This is a genomic window from Exiguobacterium sp. SH5S4, from assembly GCF_004337045.1.
Classification (GTDB): domain Bacteria; phylum Bacillota; class Bacilli; order Exiguobacteriales; family Exiguobacteriaceae; genus Exiguobacterium; species Exiguobacterium aurantiacum_A.
In genome coordinates this window covers 1-1,119 of the sequence record NZ_SJUQ01000061.1, presented here as the reverse complement: position 1 = coordinate 1,119, position 1,119 = coordinate 1, and the positions used below count along the sequence as shown (strand labels likewise).

Genomic DNA, 1,119 nt, shown 5'->3' with positions numbered 1-1,119 from the left:
ATGGTCGGGAAGACAGGATTCGAACCTGCGACCCCTTGGTCCCAAACCAAGTGCTCTACCAAGCTGAGCTACTTCCCGTTATAAATGGTGCACCCTGAGAGATTCGAACTCCCGGCCTTTAGATTCGTAGTCTAACGCTCTATCCAGCTGAGCTAAGGGTGCATAAAATGCGGTCGAGAGGACTTGAACCTCCACGGTGTTAACCACCACTAGGCCCTCAACCTAGCGCGTCTACCGATTCCGCCACGACCGCATATTAATGGAGCGGAAGACGGGATTCGAACCCGCGACCCCGACCTTGGCAAGGTCGTATTCTACCACTGAACTACTTCCGCAATATGAGTTTTGATTAGAGATGCGGGTGAAGGGACTCGAACCCCCACGTCAAGGACACTAGATCCTAAGTCTAGCGCGTCTACCAATTCCGCCACACCCGCATATAATATTCAAATATAACTATTAATTAATGAGAAATGGTGAGCCATGCAGGGCTCGAACCTGCGACCCTCTGATTAAAAGTCAGATGCTCTACCAACTGAGCTAATGGCTCATTAATTTAAAATGGGGCGACTGAAGGGAATTGAACCCTCGAATGCCGGAATCACAATCCGGTGCGTTAACCACTTCGCCACAATCGCCATGAAAAAATGGTGCCGGCGAAAGGATTTGAACCCTCGACCCTCTGATTACAAGTCAGATGCTCTACCAACTGAGCTACACCGGCAGGTGTAAATGGTGGCTTTGGACGGAATCGAACCGCCGACACAAGGATTTTCAGTCCTTTGCTCTACCAACTGAGCTACAAAGCCAACTTATTAAGTTTAAATTAAAAATGGCGGTCCCGACGGGATTCGAACCCGCGATCTTCTGCGTGACAGGCAGACATGTTAACCGCTACACCACGGGACCGTTTGTAAAACTATTTGTATCGACTCCACCTATTTTAAATGTCAATTAGAATAAAGTCAATAAGTTTTGTAAAAAAATAAAAAGCCTGGCAACGTCCTATCCTCACAGGGGGAGACCCCCAACTACTTTCGGCGCTGAAGCGCTTAACTTCCGTGTTCGGCATGGGAACGGGTGTGGCCGCTTCGCTATCGCCACCAGACAAGGGATTGT

The 1,119-nt window shown here is 49.0% G+C and carries 10 tRNA genes and 1 rRNA gene; all 11 read right to left on the bottom strand.

The features are described 5' to 3' along the window. Nucleotide 1 precedes the first annotated feature (1 nt). A tRNA-Pro gene (locus EVJ32_RS15925) sits at nt 2–78 on the bottom strand. A 7-nt stretch (nt 79–85) separates the two neighbouring features. Next, nucleotides 86–162 (bottom strand) — tRNA-Arg (locus EVJ32_RS15920). A 6-nt stretch (nt 163–168) separates the two neighbouring features. Then, nucleotides 169–253: transfer RNA gene (locus tag EVJ32_RS15915), tRNA-Leu, on the bottom strand. A gap of 7 nt (nt 254–260) precedes the next feature. Continuing rightward, nucleotides 261–335 (bottom strand) — tRNA-Gly (locus EVJ32_RS15910). Between the two features lie 21 nt (nt 336–356). Continuing rightward, a tRNA-Leu gene (locus tag EVJ32_RS15905) sits at nt 357–437 on the bottom strand. 37 nt (nt 438–474) lie between these two features. Next, nucleotides 475–550: transfer RNA gene (locus tag EVJ32_RS15900), tRNA-Lys, on the bottom strand. 12 nt (nt 551–562) lie between these two features. After that, nucleotides 563–638: transfer RNA gene (locus tag EVJ32_RS15895), tRNA-His, on the bottom strand. A gap of 10 nt (nt 639–648) precedes the next feature. Beyond that, a tRNA-Thr gene (locus EVJ32_RS15890) sits at nt 649–724 on the bottom strand. A gap of 9 nt (nt 725–733) precedes the next feature. Next, nucleotides 734–809 (bottom strand) — tRNA-Phe (locus EVJ32_RS15885). A 24-nt stretch (nt 810–833) separates the two neighbouring features. Then, nucleotides 834–909: transfer RNA gene (locus EVJ32_RS15880), tRNA-Asp, on the bottom strand. An 83-nt stretch (nt 910–992) separates the two neighbouring features. After that, nucleotides 993–1,108, bottom strand: a 5S ribosomal RNA gene (rrf, locus tag EVJ32_RS15875). Nucleotides 1,109–1,119 lie beyond the last annotated feature (11 nt).